This window comes from Autumnicola musiva (genome assembly GCF_031846585.1).
Classification (GTDB): Bacteria; Bacteroidota; Bacteroidia; order Flavobacteriales; family Flavobacteriaceae; genus Autumnicola; species Autumnicola musiva.
Window position 1 is genome coordinate 53941 of the sequence record NZ_JAVRHK010000003.1, and the last position, 17503, is coordinate 71443.

The 17503-nt window shown below is 37.4% G+C and carries 18 protein-coding genes; 12 read left to right on the forward strand and 6 right to left on the reverse strand.

All coding sequences use genetic code 11. The features are described 5' to 3' along the window. Positions 1 to 38 precede the first annotated feature (38 nt). Positions 39 to 248 carry a hypervirulence associated TUDOR domain-containing protein gene (locus tag RM539_RS04985; RefSeq protein ID WP_311502332.1) on the forward strand — a complete coding sequence of 70 codons (210 nt, stop codon included), beginning with the start codon at positions 39 to 41 and terminating at the stop codon, positions 246 to 248. Positions 249 to 297: 49 nt separating this feature from the next. Further along, complete coding sequence (locus RM539_RS04990) at positions 298 to 918, forward strand: L-threonylcarbamoyladenylate synthase (protein ID WP_311502333.1); 621 nt, start codon at positions 298 to 300, stop codon at positions 916 to 918. Positions 919 to 1186: 268 nt separating this feature from the next. Here the strand turns inward: RM539_RS04990 and RM539_RS04995 are convergent, their stop codons facing one another. The 3 genes from RM539_RS04995 to RM539_RS05005 form a co-directional block, all read right to left on the reverse strand. Next, entirely contained in the window at positions 1187 to 2035 is an 849-nt protein-coding gene (locus tag RM539_RS04995; RefSeq protein WP_311502334.1) for an OmpA/MotB family protein, read from the reverse strand. An 86-nt stretch (positions 2036 to 2121) separates the two neighbouring features. Then, positions 2122 to 3120, reverse strand: coding sequence for a glycosyltransferase family 2 protein (locus RM539_RS05000; RefSeq protein ID WP_311502335.1), 999 nt, complete (start codon positions 3118 to 3120; stop codon positions 2122 to 2124). Positions 3121 to 3225: 105 nt separating this feature from the next. Next, positions 3226 to 3681 carry a type I restriction enzyme HsdR N-terminal domain-containing protein gene (locus RM539_RS05005; protein WP_311502336.1) on the reverse strand — a complete coding sequence of 152 codons (456 nt, stop codon included), beginning with the start codon at positions 3679 to 3681 and terminating at the stop codon, positions 3226 to 3228. Positions 3682 to 3763: 82 nt separating this feature from the next. Here RM539_RS05005 and holA point away from each other — a divergent pair, with 82 nt between their 5' ends. The 8 genes from holA to RM539_RS05045 all read left to right on the forward strand — a co-directional run bounded on the left by holA (position 3764) and on the right by RM539_RS05045 (position 10465). After that, the gene (holA, locus tag RM539_RS05010) at positions 3764 to 4768 is read left to right on the forward strand and encodes a DNA polymerase III subunit delta (protein ID WP_311502337.1); all 1005 of its coding nucleotides are present in this window, start codon (positions 3764 to 3766) and stop codon (positions 4766 to 4768) included. Between the two features lie 3 nt (positions 4769 to 4771). Then, entirely contained in the window at positions 4772 to 5674 is a 903-nt protein-coding gene (menA, locus tag RM539_RS05015) for a 1,4-dihydroxy-2-naphthoate octaprenyltransferase (protein ID WP_311502338.1), read from the forward strand. A 93-nt stretch (positions 5675 to 5767) separates the two neighbouring features. Then, complete coding sequence (locus RM539_RS05020; RefSeq protein WP_311502339.1) at positions 5768 to 6448, forward strand: metal-dependent hydrolase; 681 nt, start codon at positions 5768 to 5770, stop codon at positions 6446 to 6448. Between the two features lie 106 nt (positions 6449 to 6554). Next, the gene (locus tag RM539_RS05025; protein WP_311502666.1) at positions 6555 to 6857 is read left to right on the forward strand and encodes a four helix bundle protein; all 303 of its coding nucleotides are present in this window, start codon (positions 6555 to 6557) and stop codon (positions 6855 to 6857) included. Positions 6858 to 6916: 59 nt separating this feature from the next. Then, the gene (locus tag RM539_RS05030) at positions 6917 to 7954 is read left to right on the forward strand and encodes an o-succinylbenzoate synthase (protein ID WP_311502340.1); all 1038 of its coding nucleotides are present in this window, start codon (positions 6917 to 6919) and stop codon (positions 7952 to 7954) included. Between the two features lie 3 nt (positions 7955 to 7957). After that, the gene (locus tag RM539_RS05035; protein WP_311502341.1) at positions 7958 to 8860 is read left to right on the forward strand and encodes a CPBP family intramembrane glutamic endopeptidase; all 903 of its coding nucleotides are present in this window, start codon (positions 7958 to 7960) and stop codon (positions 8858 to 8860) included. An 80-nt stretch (positions 8861 to 8940) separates the two neighbouring features. Beyond that, positions 8941 to 10038 (forward strand): AMP-binding protein, encoded by a 1098-nt coding sequence (locus RM539_RS05040; protein ID WP_311502342.1) that lies wholly within the window; start codon positions 8941 to 8943, stop codon positions 10036 to 10038. A gap of 88 nt (positions 10039 to 10126) precedes the next feature. After that, positions 10127 to 10465: a hypothetical protein gene (locus RM539_RS05045; protein WP_311502343.1), complete on the forward strand. Its 339-nt coding sequence runs from the start codon at positions 10127 to 10129 to the stop codon at positions 10463 to 10465. A 460-nt stretch (positions 10466 to 10925) separates the two neighbouring features. Here the strand turns inward: RM539_RS05045 and RM539_RS05050 are convergent, their stop codons facing one another. The 3 genes from RM539_RS05050 to RM539_RS05060 are packed head-to-tail and all read right to left on the reverse strand — an operon-like array spanning position 10926 to position 15103. Then, the gene (locus RM539_RS05050; RefSeq protein WP_311502344.1) at positions 10926 to 12557 is read right to left on the reverse strand and encodes a M1 family metallopeptidase; all 1632 of its coding nucleotides are present in this window, start codon (positions 12555 to 12557) and stop codon (positions 10926 to 10928) included. 13 nt (positions 12558 to 12570) lie between these two features. Further along, entirely contained in the window at positions 12571 to 13470 is a 900-nt protein-coding gene (locus RM539_RS05055) for a hypothetical protein (RefSeq protein ID WP_311502345.1), read from the reverse strand. Between the two features lie 4 nt (positions 13471 to 13474). Next, a complete protein-coding gene (locus RM539_RS05060) occupies positions 13475 to 15103 on the reverse strand; it encodes an acyl-CoA carboxylase subunit beta (protein ID WP_311502346.1) in 1629 nt (542 codons plus the stop codon). Positions 15104 to 15335: 232 nt separating this feature from the next. On the opposite strand from RM539_RS05060, the gene RM539_RS05065 reads away from it, so the two are divergent. Continuing rightward, the gene (locus RM539_RS05065) at positions 15336 to 16190 is read left to right on the forward strand and encodes an ABC transporter permease (protein ID WP_311502347.1); all 855 of its coding nucleotides are present in this window, start codon (positions 15336 to 15338) and stop codon (positions 16188 to 16190) included. Next, a complete protein-coding gene (locus RM539_RS05070; protein ID WP_311502348.1) occupies positions 16187 to 17503 on the forward strand; it encodes an ABC transporter ATP-binding protein in 1317 nt (438 codons plus the stop codon). Before RM539_RS05065 ends, RM539_RS05070 begins: the two co-directional genes overlap by 4 nt.

Consider the following 17503-nt stretch of genomic DNA (forward strand, 5'->3'; position numbering starts at 1 on the left):
TTTTATCTCTTTCATTATTTTTACCTTCAAAAGAAAAAATGATTAGGGAAGGAAGTACAGTTTCCTGGAAATGGGGTAACGGGACAGCCAAAGGTAAAGTGAAAACCACTTTTACAGGTGAAATTACCAAAACCATTGAGGGGAGTAAAATTACCAGAAAAGGGGAAGAAGGGAATAAAGCACTCTTTATAGAACAGGAGGACGGAAGTAAAGTTTTAAAGCTGGAAAGTGAGGTAGAGAAAGAGTGATTTCTACTTAACAGCCGGAAAGATAAACCTTAATATAAATATTTGATCTATGGCGGAATTACTGAAGATCTATAATGAAAATCCTGAACAAAATAAGATTAAAAAGGTAGTTGATACATTGAGGAACGGCGGGCTGGTAATCTATCCAACAGATACGGTGTACGGTTTGGGATGTGATATTACTAACACTGCAGCCCTTGAGAAGATTGCCCGTATAAAAGGGATTAAATTAGATAAAGCTAACTTCTCTTTTATTTGTGAAGATTTAAGCAACCTTTCCGATTACGTAAAACAAATAGATACCACTACTTTCAAAATTTTAAAAAGATGCCTGCCAGGGCCTTATACATTTGTTCTACCTGGAAATAACAATCTACCTAATGTTTTTAAGAAAAAGAAAACAGTAGGGATCAGGGTTCCGGATAATAATATTTGCAAGTCTCTGGTAAACGGTTTAGGCAATCCAATTGTATCCACTTCTATAAAAGATGATGATGAGGTACTAGAATATACCACAGATCCTGAACTTATAAAGGAGAAGTGGGATAATCTGGTGGATATTGTAATAGATGGGGGGTATGGTGATAATATTCCTTCTACAGTAATAGATCTTACAACACCTTCTCCTGAAGTGATTCGTGAAGGTAAAGGCAGCATTGAGATTATGTAAAAAGTATACGTGATTATAATAAATAAAGCCTTCTGAATTTTTTCCGAAGGCTTTTTTAATGAAAGGATTATGTATGATCTATAATGATCAACAGGAACAAAGCTCTATGAAATTATTCCGGGCTGAACTATGTCTTGATTATGTGCGTTTTGAGCTAGCGTAGAACCTAAACGTCTTTTTAAGCGGCAGGCTCAGGTTCATCATTATCATCCTTTCAATAAAAAACCCCGCGAAAGCGAGGTTTTTTTATAAACAAAAATTATAAGGCTTAGTTCTGTGAAGCTTGATTAGCTTCTTCCATTCCTTCTTCAATCATTCCGTAGAACTGATCAAGTTTAGGAAGAACTACGATGCGCGTTCTTCTATTCTTGGCACGGCCTTCAGCAGTTTCGTTAGTTGCAACAGGTACGTAATAACTTCTACCTGCAGCAGTCATACGTGCTGGCTCAACTCCAAATTCATCCTGAAGAACCCGGACTACAGAAGTAGCTCTTTTTACACTAAGATCCCAGTTGTCTTCAATAACTCCGCTACTAATTGGCTTGTCGTCAGTATGGCCTTCAACCATAAACTCGATGTCCGGCTTGTTCTTCACAACAGTAGCAACTTTTCCAAGAACCTCTTTCGCTCTGCTGGTAACGTTGTAACGCCCACTCTCAAATAACAATTTATCTGAAATGGATACATAAACAACGCCTTTTTCAACGTTAATTTCTATGTCCTCATCACTTATATTACCTAAAGCACCTTTAAGGCTGGTAACCAAAGCAAGAGTAACAGAATCCTTCTTGTTTATGGCATCACGCATACTGCTGATGGCCATGTCCTTTTCTTTAATACTCTCTAAAGAACGCTCAAGGTTTTCAGCTTCTTTCTTAGACAATGTAGCAAGATCGCCCACATTGTTAAGTAAGGCAGCATTGGTATTATTTAAAGTAGTAATCCGGCTGTTAAGGCTTTCTTTGTCTTCAAGACAGGAATTTAATTTAACGGTGGCCGTATTTAACTGGTCCTGGGTTTCTTGTTGCTTGGCTTCCAGTTCAGCGTATTTTTTCTGAGATACGCATGAAGAAAGCACAATAGCGGCGGTTGCCGACATAAGCATGATTTTTTTCATAATTTGAAAATATTATTAATGTTAGATGATGTCAAAAGTATCAAAAAAAAGCTAAGCTAAAAAGTAGAATTAACAATTCTTTGGCTTTAATTTTTTAAATCCGAAAACTTTCTTTTACCTGCTAAGAAATAGGAAGATACAATGGAAGTAATCTTAAAATAATTGTTTTTTTGCTGTAGGTTTTTTCTCTTTTTTCGCATAGAGAAAAAGTTACTGTAAAAATTAATATGTGCCCTGAAAACTGCAAAAAAATGCCTGACTTTTCCCTTACTTAAAAACCGAAATGCGGCAATTCCATCGAGCACCATCCTCATAAGTAAAACGGATGCCAGTTGTGAAGAAGGTAAATTCTTTAGAAGAAGATAAAGGCTGTTTCTGAAGTTAAAAAAAGTTTTTCTGGGATTGATGCTGCTTAGGGTAGCTCCTCCAACATGGTAAATAATCGATTTTCCGGCACATTTAATCTTGTATCCGGAATTGTTAAGCCTCCAGCAGAGATCAATTTCTTCCTGATGGGCGAAAAAATCTTCATCAAATCCTCCGGCTTCTTTAAAGAGGTGGTTTCTAACAGCAAGGCATGCACCACTCGCCCAAAAAAGAATAGCATCATCATTATACTGGCCATGATCTTCTTCTATATCGTCAAAAATTCTTCCGCGGCAAAAAGCATAGCCGTACTTATCTATATATCCGCCGGCTGCCCCTGCATATTCAAAATAATTCTTGTTGTTATAATCTAAAATTTTAGGTTGCACTGCGGCAACTCCCTGCTCTTGTTTAAAGATGTGAAGTATCGGTTTTAGCCAGTGAGGAGTAACTTCTATATCGCTGTTTAACAGGATGAGTATATCTTCTTTTAGATCTTTTAAAGCATCATTATATCCCTTGGCATAACCGCCATTCTTCTTGTTTTGAATAAGCTTTATCTGCGGAAAATTTTGCCTGAGAAAAGATACAGAATCATCTGTGGAGGCGTTATCGGCAACATAAACAGTGGCCTGTTCCGAATTCGAAAGAACTGAAGGAAGGAACTTCCTGAGAAGGGATTTTCCATTCCAGTTTAAAATTACCACAGCTGTTGTCATCTGTTTGTGTTCCGTTTTCTGAGTTTTAACTATTAGTTGGGCAGTTCCGTTTTAGCGTAATTATAATTTTTATTGTCTTGCCGTTATTACTTAAAAGCATAATACTCATGCTTCACTGTTTCCATAATCAGGAATCCCGGTTAGAAAATTATATTTTTCATTTTCGTAATCCATCTGACAAAAATAATGGCTGAGTCCGTTTGTCACCATTAAATAACTGGCATTTAAGCTCATGTTGTACCTGGCGATCTGGTCAAAAGTGGCCTGTGTAATCTTAATCTTTGGAGCTTTGCACTCAACAATGAGATGAATACTTCCGTCTTTTTTAAAAATCACAATATCGTAACGTTTGGTAATATCTCCTATTTTCAGTTGTTTTTCAACATTTATAAAGCTTTCGGGATAAAGTTTTTCTTCAGTGAGAAAGCGTACACAATTTTGCCTTACCCATTCTTCAGGAGTAAGGATTACAAACTTTTTCCGCAGTTTGTCAAAAACAGCTGTTTTATTTTGATTATTTTTGAACCGGAAGTTATAATGCGGGAAATTTAGTGCTTGCATGCGCCAAAAATAACAAAGAATAGAAAATCTGGCTTGAAAAATTTAAAAATTGAGCCTGAAATCTTAGATCTCGAGCGAATTAATGGAAGAAGCAAGGCAGATTGTAAACAATATTAAAAATGGCAAAATTGATCCTATTTATTTTTTGATGGGGGAGGAGCCTTATTATATAGACAAAATTGCCGATTTTATTGCTGATAATATTTTGAAAGAGGAGGAGAAAGGCTTTAACCAAATGACGCTGTACGGCCGCGATGTATCGGTAGACGATATTATTAGCAATGCCAAAAGATATCCTATGATGGCCGAGCGGCAGGTGATAATTGTAAAGGAAGCCCAGGATCTTTCCCGAACAATTGAAAACCTTGTTGATTATGCCGAAAAACCTCAGCATACCACTACGCTGGTAATTTGCTATAAGTACAAGAAGATAGATAAACGTAAGAAATTATTTAAGGCAGTTAAAAAATCGGGAGTAATTTTTGAAAGTAAAAGGCTTTATGAAAATCAGGTTTCGGGATGGATCCAGGATACCTTAAAATCCAGGGAGTACAGTATTTCGCCTAAAGCAGCCCAAATGCTTGTTGAATTTTTAGGAATTGATTTAGGGAAAATTGATAATGAACTTCAAAAATTGCAATTGATCTCCCCGGCAGGAACTTTAATTACTCCGGAATTAATTGAAGAGAATATAGGGATTAGCAAAGATTTCAACAATTTTGAATTGAGAAAGGCTATAGGAATGAAGGATAGCCTGAAGGCGCACCGCATTATCAATTACTTTGCTCAAAATCCCAAGGACAATCCAATTGTGGTGACCGTTTCTTTACTCTTTTCTTATTTTTCGCAATTGCTGCAGTATCATGGCCTTCCTGATAAATCCAAAGCAAATGTCGCGAAGCAGTTAAAAGTCAATCCCTATTTTGTTAGCGACTATGTTACAGGGGCAAAAAACTATCCCATGAAGAAAGTGAGTTCTGTAATTTCATTATTACATGAAACCGATGTAAAAAGTAAAGGAGTAGGAGCTTTAAGTATATCCCAGGGCGATTTATTAAAGGAATTACTGGTAAAAATAATGCATTGATCCATGAAAAAAATTAACTCCTGGGTAAGTGCCGCAAGGTTAAGAACATTGCCTTTATCGCTTTCCGGAATTTTAGCCGGTACAGCCATAGCTGTAGAAAAAGGTTCTTTTAATATTGCTGTTTTTTGTCTTGCGCTTGGTACCACCCTTGGGCTGCAGGTGCTGTCCAATTTTGCCAACGATTATGGAGATGGTGTAAAAGGAACCGATAATGAAGAACGCATAGGCCCTGTGAGGGCACTGCAAAGTGGGATTATTAGTGACAAAGAAATGCTTGTGGGGATTGTAATCACCGCAATAATCACTTTAGTTCTTGCTATTTTACTAATTTATGCCGCTTTCGGGAAAGAAGATCTCATCTTCACTATAATTTTCCTTTTTCTTGGAGTAGGTGCCATTGCGGCTGCTATAAAATATACAGTTGGAAATTCAGCCTATGGCTACCGCGGCCTGGGAGATGTATTTGTTTTTATCTTTTTTGGTCTGGTTTCCGTATATGGGTCTTTCTTTCTTTATTCACAGCAGCTGGAGTGGAATGTATTCCTGCCTGCAGCAGCTTTCGGCTTTTTGAGTGCAGGTGTTCTCAACTTAAACAATATGAGAGACAGGATTTCTGATGGTAAGTCTGGTAAGAATACTCTGGTTGTAAAAATAGGAGGAGCTAAGGCAAAAAATTATCATTATTTTCTTATCCTCGCCGCCTTTGTTTGTTTAACCCTGTATGCTATCCTGAATTTTAAAAATTTTTATGATTTATTATATATGCTGGCCTTTATTCCGCTGATTTTTCACTTAAAACGTGTTTATCAAAATACCACGCCCATGATGTTGGATCCGGAGCTTAAAATATTGTCTTTATCCACATTTGGAGCTGCCCTGCTCTTCGGAATAGGCCAGATCCTGTAATGTAATCTCAAGTTTAACAAAATTATATATCCAACCAATCTCTGCTTCTTTTTCATATAATTATTTTTATAGCATAACCTGAAAAATTTAATTATGAAAATTACTTTTTATGGGCAGAATGCCCTGGGCCTTAAGATAGGAAATGTAGATGTTTTAGTAGACCCTTTTATTACGGGCAATGATCTCGCCAAAGATAAAATTGATATTAAGTCTTTAAAGGCAGATTTTATTCTTCTTACGCATGCCCATCAGGATCATATTTTAGATGCGGAAGAAATTGCTAAAAATACAGGTGCAGTAATCGTGGCTAATTTTGAGGTTGCCAATCATTACGAAGAGAAAGGAATAGAAGTTCACCCGATGAACCACGGCGGCAGCTGGGATTTTGAATTTGGGAAAGTGAAATATGTAAACGCTATCCACACCAGTTCATTCCCGGATGGAAAGTATGGTGGCCAGCCCGGTGGTTTTGTGATAGAAAGTGAGCATAAGAATATATATATTGCCGGCGATACCGCTCTCACTATGGATATGAAACTTATTCCAATGAAAACAAACCTTGATCTTGCCGTTCTGCCTATTGGAGATAATTTCACAATGGGTATAGACGATGCCATTGTTGCCAGCGATTTTGTTGAATGTGATAAAGTATTAGGTTGCCATTATGATACTTTTGGCTACATTGAAATTGACCATGAAGAAGCAAAGAAGAAATTTTATGAAAAAGGTAAAGATCTTATGCTTCTTGAAATTGGCGAAAGCATAGAGTTATAAGCAGCTACCTGGAATTTTAGCTTATTAGATACTTAATCTGAAGAAAATGAATGCATAGGTTCAGGGAGTTAGAAATTTGGAAACAAAGTCGGAGCTTTTGTAGGGTATTTATAAATTTACCGCAGGCTTTCCTGAAGGGAAGAAATTTGGCCTTGTTAAGCAGTTAAGAAGAGCAAGTATTTCCATACCTTCAAACATCGCAGAAGGAGCTTCACGGGAATGGGCAAAGAATTTTAGCAGGTTTTTAGAAATTGCAATGAGTTCCTGTTATGAGATTGAAACACAAATTCTTATTGCAAATGATTTAGGTTTTTTAAATGAAAAGAATCTTAACGAACTACAGTTAACATTAGAAGCCATAATTAAAATGACTTTAAAATTTCGCTTCACATTGAAAAAAGCTGTGTAGAACTATTTTTAAAGTACCTCCAGAACTCATAAGATCTAAAAATCTGAATATCCAGCTAAATGAATGCAAAATATAAAAAGTACACTCTAAACTTTAAGCGCCCCAGCGGAACTTCGCGGGGCGTTCTTATTAATAAGGAGACCTGGTTTATTATAATTTCCGAAAACGGTAAAAAAGGTATCGGGGAATGTGGGATTCTCCGGGGCCTTAGTGTAGATGATCGGCCGGATTATGAAGAAAAGTTAAAATGGGTTTGTGAAAACATTCATCTGGAAGAGAAGAAGCTTTTGGAAGAATTAAAAGAATTTCCAAGTATTCACTTTGGCTTGGAGACGGCCTTCAGGTCTTTTAATGCAGAACATCCTTTTGAACTTTTTCCTTCTGACTTTACGCAGGGGCAAGATGCAATTCCTATTAACGGATTAATCTGGATGGGAGAGAAAAGCTTCATGAAATCTCAAATTGAAGAAAAAATTAAAGCAGGTTTCAACTGTATAAAGCTGAAAATAGGAGCCATTGATTTTGAAGCAGAATTAGATCTTCTGAAATATATCCGGCGCGAATTTTCTTCAGAAGAAATAGAACTGAGGGTTGATGCAAATGGGGCTTTTTCTCCTTCCGAAGCATTGGAAAAACTGAAAAAGCTGAGCGATTTTGAACTTCATAGCATAGAGCAGCCAATAAAACAGGGACAATTAGAGGAAATGGCTAATCTTTGCAGCAAAACACCTGTGCCCATAGCCCTGGATGAAGAATTGATTGGCGTGTTTGGTGTAACAAAAAAGAAAAGTTTACTACAAATGATACAGCCGCAGTACGTGATCTTTAAACCCAGCTTAATAGGGGGTTTTAAAGGAACTCAGGATTGGCTGGAACTGGCAGAGGAAAATAATGCCGGCTGGTGGGTTACCAGTGCTTTGGAAAGCAACATAGGGTTGAATGCAATTTCCCAATGGACCTATTTAAAGGATAATGCAATGCCGCAGGGCCTGGGTACCGGTAGTCTTTATACCAACAATTTTGATTCTCCGCTGCAGGTTAATAATGGGAAAATTCAATACAATCCGGGGCAATCCTGGAAGGTTAATTTATTTTAAAATATGTTTATAGCTCAGGCTTTTAAGTACTCTCATTCCTTTTGGAAATATCTGGTTATTCCCATTCTTTTTTTCGGATTAATGGCACTTAATTATGTGGCCGTGGAATTTCTGGAAATTGATGTAAACCAGTTTATGCAGGAAGAAATTGCCCGTAAGGGAGCAAACCGTGTGCTGGCAGAAAACCTTAGTGCATTTGTACTATTTCTTGGCGGACTGCTTTTTTGGGTAAAATATATTCACCGCCAGCCAATAAAGGCTCTTACCACTGCACGAAAGAAGGTGGACTGGAGCAGGTTTGGTTTTGCATTCCTTCTTGTTGCGGTGGTGAATACCATTATTATAGTTGTAGATTACTACACTAATCCCAATGATTACCTTTTTAATTTCAGGCCGGAGCCATTTATTTATCTCGTGATCATTTCGGTTTTGCTTATCCCTTTGCAAACGAGTTTTGAAGAATACTTTTTTCGTGGTTACCTTATGCAGGGGCTTGGCCTTTTGGCAAGAAACCGATGGGTGCCACTTATTTTAACTTCAGTAATTTTTGGAGGTTTGCACTATTTTAATCCTGAAGTATCAAAACTGGGCAATATTATAATGATTTACTATATAGGTACAGGCTTTATGTTAGGGATTATTACCCTAATGGATGAAGGCCTTGAACTTGCCCTGGGATTCCATGCTGCCAATAATCTTATTACAGCCTTACTTGTTACTGCCGACTGGACCGCCTTTCAAACTGATTCTGTATTAAAAGACATTTCTGAACCTTCCGCAGGATGGGATATTCTTATTCCCATATTCGTTGTTTATCCGGTTTTTCTTTTTATACTGGCAAAAAAATATGGCTGGAAAAACTGGAACGAAAAATTATTCGGAAAAGTCTTACCACCAAACTCTTAAAAGTTTCCAAAAGATCTTAAAATAAACATAGCAATTTGTTAACTTCCGGTAATCGAAAGAATTTTATTTTGGTTATAGCTATGATGGAAAATTATAAAGTACCCGAAACCCATCCGGATTTCAGGCTTAATAAAAAGCATTTTACCAATGCCGAACTGCGGCAGGTGGCGTATAGTTATATAAAGGAAGGAGAAGTTTTTGAAGAAAAAGTGGGAAGTTTTTTATTAGAATGGCTTAAACCTTCTGCTCACATTAAAAGTCGTACTTCCGGTTCTACCGGAAAACCCAAGGAAATTAAGTTGAAAAAGGAGCACATGATCAATTCAGCCATGGCTACTTCAAAATTTTTTGATCTTCCGGAAAAAACTACTGCCCTGCTTTGTTTACCTGCAAATTACATTGCCGGAAAAATGATGCTGGTAAGAGCGATGGTTTTGGGTTGGCAACTTGATATGATTCCCCCTTCATCTACTCCTTTAGACCATGTTTTTAAGCGTTATGATTTTTGTGCCATGACGCCTTTTCAACTGGATAATTCTGTAGGTCGGCTCCATCTTATAAAAAAGCTGATTGTTGGTGGGGGAGCGGTTTCTTATCGAATAAAAGATATGGTAAGAGATCTTGAAACAAAGGTTTATGAGACTTACGGAATGACGGAAACCGTTACGCATATAGCTGCGCGAAGGCTTAATCCTGTAAAGAGAAAAGATGAAGAACGATCCTTTAAGGTACTGCCGAATATCAATATCTCTAAAAATGAAAGAGGATGTCTGGTTATAAAAGCTCCTAAAATTTCAGATGTAGTGGTGGTCACTAATGATATTGTAGATATTATTACTTACAAAAAATTTGAATGGAAGGGAAGGATTGACAATGTGATTAATAGCGGCGGGATTAAAATTTATCCTGAAGAGGTTGAGAAGAAAATCAGTCCTGTAATTCATCAGCGATTTTTTATTACTTCTCTTCCGGATGATTCTTTAGGCAATAAGCTGGTTCTTTTTGTAGAAAGCGATTTTTCCGAAGAAACCCTTGAATTGCTGAAGAAGAATATTGCTGAGCTCGACACTTTAGATAAATATGAAATCCCGAAGAAAATTTATCTTATTGAGAAATTTGAAGAAACTTCTTCAGGAAAAATTCATAGGGAAAATACGGTAAAAAGTAAAGTCGGATGAAGGTAAGGCATGTCCTATCATTGTACTATAACCTCTTATAATCTCAGTGAGATGATTTCACTACATTGATAAACATAAACCAATAATTATGAAAAAACTTTTACTTGTAATTTTAATTATTGTAGGTGGATTATATTTTTTAGGTTCTCTGTCAGAAGGTGAAAACGTGATTAATGATGAAGATACATATAATTCTTCTTGGTACGAACCATCTCTTTCTGAAACAGGAAAAATAGGTATGATACTCGCAGCTAATGGCATCAGAAACTGTGGAGAATTTCAAATCAAAGAAACACATCCAGATGAATATGTTTTAGCTTGTACTGCTGATGGTTCTAATTGGACTTATTATGTAGTATATATTGGCAATGAAAAGGTTTATAGGGCAAATGAAAAAATGGAAAAGAAACTGACTCCACCAAGATAGCCTCAACAAAGCATTTTTTATATCTGCACCGGCTTGATGTGTCCAGATTTATTGCCCTGCCCATTCTTAAGGCGTTCACCTACTTCCTTATGTGTCTAAGTTTTCCGGCTTCGATTTGGTCAATGGATGCATCAACTTCTTTATTGTATTGTTCTACACCAATGCGTTCTGATGTTTCACATCTCCGATACTTCAACATGCTCTTAATTGTATTTAATAAAGTAGGATCTTTAACCTGCTCCCACTCGTTATGGATCCATTTTAATTATGCTTTAATATTCATGATACCTGATTTTTGCTATCGTAAATACACAATTTTCGCTTCATTTTTTAATGATCTTCCCGGGCTACCGGAAAAGAGCTCCCGGGATGACTGCTGAATCTTATTTCCGCTTTTCCGCAGAAATTATTACAGGGATAATCTTCGGGATAACCTCCTCCGCTGAATCTTTTTGTTGTTCTATTTCACAAAAGAAGAATTAATATAAAACTCAAGATCATTTACCTTAATATCTTCTTTGTTTAAAGGCTGCTGCAGTTTTTGCCAGTTTTCGGTTGGCGTTAATCTTTTTTCTTCTCCATTTAGAAATACATCAACAGGCATTTCAAAATTCTGCACATCGGCCTTCCAGCGGTAAGAGAAGGTGTTCCCATCTTTTTTAAACTGAAGTTCCGGAATTTTTTTCTCTCTCAGATACTGGTCAAATACTGGTTGAAGATTTGTAGCAACAGGTTCATTAAAAAAATCTTCCACCTGTTGTGTGGTAACTGTCTTATGCCTGAATTCTTTAGTATAATCCCTTAAAGTATTCCACCAGAGTTCATCATTTTTGTAAATACTACGGATGGTATTTAAAAGATTAGCACCTTTAGCGTACATATCACCCGAACCTTCTGCATTTACTCCATAATCACCAATTATAGGGTTTTGGTTCCCGATATTTTTTCTAAGGCCTTTAATGTATTCCAGCCCTGCTTCCTTTCCCTTTCGGCACTCTACAAAAATCCCTTCCGTATAAGTGGTAAAGCCTTCATGAATCCACATATCGGCAATGTCTTTTGCGGTAATGCTGTTCCCATACCACTCATGTCCCGATTCGTGGATGATGATATAATCCCAGGTAAGACCAAGACCAGTTCCGGAAAGGTCATTCCCCAGGTAGCCCTTCATATATTTGTTCCCGTAAGCAACGGCACTTTGATGTTCCATACCCAAATAAGGAGTTTCCACTAATTTATAACCATCTTCAGGAAAAGGATAAGGCCCCATTTTTTCATAAAAACAATCCATCATAGGCTGTACTTCCTCAAACTGTTTTTTTGCCTTTTCGAGGTTATATTCAAGCACGTAATAATCCAGGTCAAGATCCTGATACTCATCATGGAAATGGGCATAATTCCCAATATTCAGAACCACGTTGTAGTTATTTATAGGATTTGAAACTTTCCATTTCCAACGGGTATAGCCATCACCTAATTTCTCACTGCCCAGCAGCCTGCCATTAGAAACATTGGTAAGCCCGGTAGGGACTTCAATTTCACTTAAAACTTCTTCAGGTTCATCACTTTGATGATCTTTGTTGGGATACCATAAACTGGCGCCGGTTCCCTGTACGGCTACTGCAATCCAGGGATTGCCTTTTTCGTCTTCTGTCCATACAAATCCGCCGTCCCAGGGTGCACGCTCTGCTACTATTGGGTTCCCGGAATAGTAAAACTGAATAGAATCTTTTTTCCCTTTTCTAAGCGGTTTGGCAAAATTGACAAAAACAGCATTGTATTTTCTTTCATACGGCAACTGTTTTCCCTTATGAACAATAGAATCAATCTTCATATTATCGAAAAGGTCTACCTGCATTACCGGTAGTTTTTCTTCAGCTCTGAAGGTGATGGTATTTGAACCTGAAATATATTTTTCTTCAGGAACCACCCTTAGCTGAAGGTGATATTTTAGGGCATCATAAGCTCTTTCCGGCCTAAGGGATCCTCTTAAAGTATCAGCTTCAGTATATTTTCCTTCTTTGTTGCTTAGAACCTGAGAAAAACTGTGCAGGCTAAGCATTATCAAAATGAAGCTAATAATGGTTCTCATTTTTTCTATTTTATTATTCATTGTGTACTACATAAATTTGGGCATTAGGATGTTCTTTTAAAAGAGCTTTGTTCCTGGCATGTAATTCTTCAAAATCTTTAAGATTCACTCCTTTACAGATACCGTAAGAATAGTGATATTTTAAAATTTCCTGGTCTATGGTTGTTAGTTTTCTTATGGTTTTGCAGTTAGAGAGATAACTTTTGCAGTCTAAGTTAGACGAGCTGTAGAAACGTCCTAAAATTTTGAAAAACTGGAATTTTAAATGCGCTATTTGATACTTTTCGTTTTTTAACTTCTTCGGATCAATTTTAATAAATCCCTTATTTAATTGCTGTTTACCGTTCCAGTAAACATAATAGGCAGAGGATTGGTCTGCCATCCTAGGTTCAAATTGCTCATCACTGTTGCTGCCGTTCAGATAATAAACCTGTAAATTGGAGTCTTCTTTTGAAGCAGCTTTGCGGATGTTCAAAGAATCAATACCTGTTGAAAGTTCTGCTGAAAAGTTTATTAAAATTGCCTGATGAGAAACAGGTACTGAAGAATCGAAATAGATTTTGATGTCATCCTTCCAAATTTTCATGGTTTCATTGCTGCTGTTTTTGGACTGATTATAAACTACATTTTTGTAGATTTTCAGAAAAGTTGAATCCTTAAACTCATATTTTACCCTTTTTCCATCACGTTTGCTTCCTATATTATTAAAAAAATTCTCTGATACTTCTACAAGAGTATCATTATTGCGATACATAAAATTCGCTGAATCCTGTGCTGTTAATTCGTTTCCGGCCTGCACATATTGTTTTAACGGAATATAATATCTCTTGTTCTGGCTCTTAGATTTTGTTATACTATCCTGGGCTAAGGCAGAAAAATTGATAATCAGGAGGAAATAAATAAGATGTTTCATTAATTTATGTCTGGATTACACCCATATTAAAATCTTTCTGAATGGGAGCATGGTTAGCGGCTTCAATTCCCATGGAAATCCATTTGCGCGTTTCCAACGGATTTATAACCGCATCTGTCCATAACCTGGCAGCGGCATAATAGGCTGAAGTTTGTTCGTCATATTTCGCCTTCAGTTTCTCGAAAACTTCTTTTTCCTTTTCTTCATCTACTTTTTCTCCTTTTTTCTCCATCGCTGCAGTTTCAATTTGAGCAAGCACTTTAGCGGCCTGGGTACCACCCATTACCGCAAGTTCTGCACTGGGCCAGGCGAAGATAAGCCTCGGGTCGTAAGCTTTCCCGCACATGGCATAATTTCCCGCACCATAAGAATTGCCAATTATTATCGTAAACTTTGGTACAACCGAGTTACTTACTGCATTTACCATTTTGGCACCATCTTTAATAATTCCCCCGTGTTCACTTTTGCTGCCCACCATAAACCCGGTCACATCCTGAAGGAAAACCAACGGAATTTTCTTCTGATTGCAATTTGCGATAAAGCGGGTTGCTTTATCGGCAGAATCGGAATAGATCACGCCGCCAAACTGCATTTCCCCTTTTTTTGTTTTTACAATTTTGCGCTGGTTAGCTACAATGCCTACTGCCCAGCCATCAATCCTGGCATAACCGGTAATAATGGTCTGGCCGTAACCTTCTTTATATTCTTCAAATTCTGAATTATCAACCAGGCGCTTTATTATTTCCATGGCATCATACTGGTCGCTACGCTTTTTAGGCAAAATTCCGAAAATTTCATTTTCATCTTCTTTAGGTTTTGCTACCTTTTTTCTGCTAAAACCTGCCTTATCAAAATCACCAATTTTATCCATAATGTTCTGGATTTTCTCAAGAGCATCTGCATCATCTTTAGCTTTATAATCGGTTACCCCACTAATTTCTGAATGAGTGGTGGCCCCGCCAAGAGTTTCATTATCTACGGTTTCTCCAATTGCTGCTTTTACGAGGTAGCTTCCTGCCAGGAAAATACTGCCGGTTTTTTCAACAATAATGGCTTCATCACTCATAATTGGTAAATATGCTCCACCGGCCACACAACTACCCATAACAGCGGCAATTTGAGTAATTCCCATGCTGCTCATAACCGCATTGTTTCTGAATATCCTTCCAAAGTGTTCTTTATCCGGGAATATTTCGTCCTGCATGGGCAAAAATACCCCGGCGCTATCTACAAGATATATTATAGGCAACCTGTTTTCAATTGCAATTTCCTGAGCCCGGAGATTCTTTTTTCCGGTTATGGGGAACCATGCACCCGCTTTTACAGTAGCATCATTGGCAACAACAATACATTGCTTTCCGGAGACATAGCCAATTTTTACAATTACTCCCCCGCTGGGGCAGCCACCATGTTCTTTATACATCCCTTCGCCGGCAAAGGCACCAATTTCTATACTTTCTTTGTTTTTATCCAACAGGAAATCAATCCTTTCCCGGGCTGTCATTTTGCCTTTGTCATGATGCTTTTCTATTCTTTTTTCCCCGCCACCTAGCTTGATTTCTTTTAGTTTATGGTTCAGGTCTGAAACAAGAAGTTTATTATGATCTTCATTTTTATTGAAGTTGATACTCATATCCATTTGTTTTTTATCAGCAGCTTTTAAAAGAATTGGTGAAAAGCTGAATAATTGTTGTCATATTAGCAAAAGGCAATCTTCCCTTAGAAGGAGTTTTGGCTAAAATACAAAATAGGCTTTAGGAAAAAATCGAAAATTTAATTTAAAAATATCTAGCCGAAAACTATCTCTTTACTCTAACAACTTTTTGTAGATTTGATTAAAGTACATCATTTATAGTTAAATTTCTATGGCCGAAAATGAGAATTTACCATGGTCGCTGGTGGTAACTCCAAAATCCAGATGGTTTCATCTTAATCTAAAAGAAATCTGGCGATACCGGGACCTGTTAGTTCTGTTTTTAAGGAGAGATGTAGTAACCGTTTATAAACAGACCATTCTTGGTCCGTTATGGTTTATTATTCAGCCGATATTAACCACGGTCATTTTCACAATTATCTTTGGTAATATTGCTGAAATATCAACAGATGGGCTCCCCCATGTTCTTTTCTACCTTAGCGGTATCATTCTCTGGAATTATTTTGCCGATTGTCTAAAAGCCACTGCAGATGCTTTTAAAAGCAATGAAAATATTTTCGGAAAGGTATATTTTCCAAGAGTTATTGTTCCATTATCAACAATACTATCCAATCTTATAAAATTTGGAATTCAGTTTTTACTTTTTATAGGAGTACTAATTTATTTTTCTTTTAAGATGGATTTACATGATATTGGGCCGGACATCATTCTTTTCCCGTTTCTGCTAGTGATGGTGGCAGGATTAAGTTTGGGTTTCGGGATGATTATCTCATCGCTTACCACAAAATACAGGGATCTTAGTTTTCTTATTTCCTTTGGGATTCAATTGGTAATGTATGCCACTCCTGTAATTTATCCACTTTCTGAAGCACCCGAAAAATATAAAATTTTCATACTTGCTAACCCTATAAGTTCACTAATTGAAGCTTTTAGATATATTTTCCTGGGAAGTGGTGCAATAGACTTTTATTATTTGCTATATAGTTTAATATTTACAATTGTAATACTATTTTTAGGTCTGGTAGTTTTTAACAAAACCGAAAAAACTTTTATGGATACGGTATGAGTTATGTAACAATTCAGGTAGAAGATTTAAGTAAGCAATACAGGCTTGGAGTGGTGGGTACCGGCACACTCTCACACGACCTTAACAGGTGGTGGTATAAGGTACGGGGAAAGCCTGATCCTTATCTGAAATTAACCGAAATTAATAGGCATTCCCAAAAGGCCGGAGGAAATTATGTATGGGCATTAAAAGATATTAATTTTCAGGTAGAGCAGGGGGAAGTCTTGGGAATAATAGGCAGCAATGGTGCCGGTAAATCTACACTTCTAAAAATATTGTCCCAGGTTACGGCTCCTACCACCGGAATGTTTAAAGCCAGAGGAAGAATTGCCAGTTTGCTTGAAGTGGGAACAGGTTTTCATCATGAGCTAACAGGAAGGGAAAATATATTTTTAAACGGTGCCATACTTGGGATGACCAAGAGTGAAATTAAATCTAAATTAGACGAAATTGTTTCTTTTTCCGGGGTAGAACGATATGTGGATACCCCTGTTAAACGCTACTCATCTGGAATGAAGGTACGCTTGGCGTTTGCTGTGGCAGCCCATCTTGAACCTGAAATTCTTATTGTAGATGAAGTACTGGCAGTGGGAGATGCCGCTTTTCAGAAAAAAGCTATAGGTAAAATGCAGCAGGTAAGCCATAATAGTGGAAGAACGGTACTTTTTGTTAGTCATAATATGGGAGCAGTTTCCAGGTTGTGTACCAGGGGGCTGGTACTTAAGGAAGGTAGTCATTATTTTGATGGTTCAGCAGATGAAGCTGTACAGGAATATGCCAATATTAACCTAAACTCCAGTGAACCAGAAATTTCCCTGCGAAATGACAGGCAGGGGATGGGGGATTTTAGGTTTACCAGCGTGCGTGTTGAAAATGAAGCTTTAAGGCCGGCAGAAGAAATAAGGACCGGTTCCAGGGTTTTTATTCATACTACCTTAAAAAGTCGTCAGGGGGGTGAACCAAAAAAAGTTTATGCAGCTGTATGTTTTAGGGATGCACTCGATAACAGGTTATTTACACTTTCTTCTTCCCTGTTCGGGAAGCGGATTAGCCTGGAGGAAGAAACACTTCTGACTTTTGAAATTCCCCGCATGCCTCTTTCGGAAGGATTGTATTTATGTGATTTATATATCGCTGAAGGCAGGGGAGATACATTGGTACAGGATTATGTTCGAAATGCATTTAAACTTAAGGTTTTTGGTAATGATTTTTTTGATTCCGGGGATCCCCAGCCGGTTGGTTTGGATAAGTTTTATACAGATTTTAGGATAGTGAAAAACCAGGAGAAGGAAATAATAAGTTCAAAAATTTAA